Consider the following 373-nt stretch of genomic DNA (forward strand, 5'->3'; position numbering starts at 1 on the left):
TCTGCACCTTGATCGCAGGGGCCGGGGAATCCATTCGAAGCACCATGTCGCTCTCCAAAGTTATTGCCAAACGACCACATGGCCCGCCCCGCTGAAGGACGGACAAAGAGGCCACCTTGCTATTGCGGGTTCGTCAGTGCTGTTGTTGCCTGTTTGGGCACAGATCCGAACTTGCTCGCGTTCTACGCGAGGATCATCCCGAGTTCTGATGCTCCATCATCGTTCCGCGCACCAGATTCGCGGCCTTTGGTGCAGCGGCGGACCCAAGCGAACGCTCGATCCGTGGCATGAACGGCGACAACATGGGCGCAGCTACATCTGGCCGGATCTGCTTGCGGCCGACCCTCGACGGCCAAGAGTTTGTCCAGCCTAT

Annotated in this window: 1 protein-coding gene; it reads right to left on the reverse strand. The window is 59.5% G+C overall.

The window, feature by feature from the left end; genetic code table 11:
* Positions 1-193: 193 nt before the first annotated feature.
* Positions 194-373 (reverse strand): hypothetical protein (locus tag O7A60_RS31845; RefSeq protein ID WP_337109605.1); only part of this gene is annotated, 180 nt, incomplete at its 5' end.

The sequence above is a fragment of the Mesorhizobium salmacidum (SeqCode) genome (assembly GCF_037179605.1).
Taxonomy (GTDB): Bacteria; Pseudomonadota; Alphaproteobacteria; order Rhizobiales; family Rhizobiaceae; genus Mesorhizobium; species Mesorhizobium salmacidum.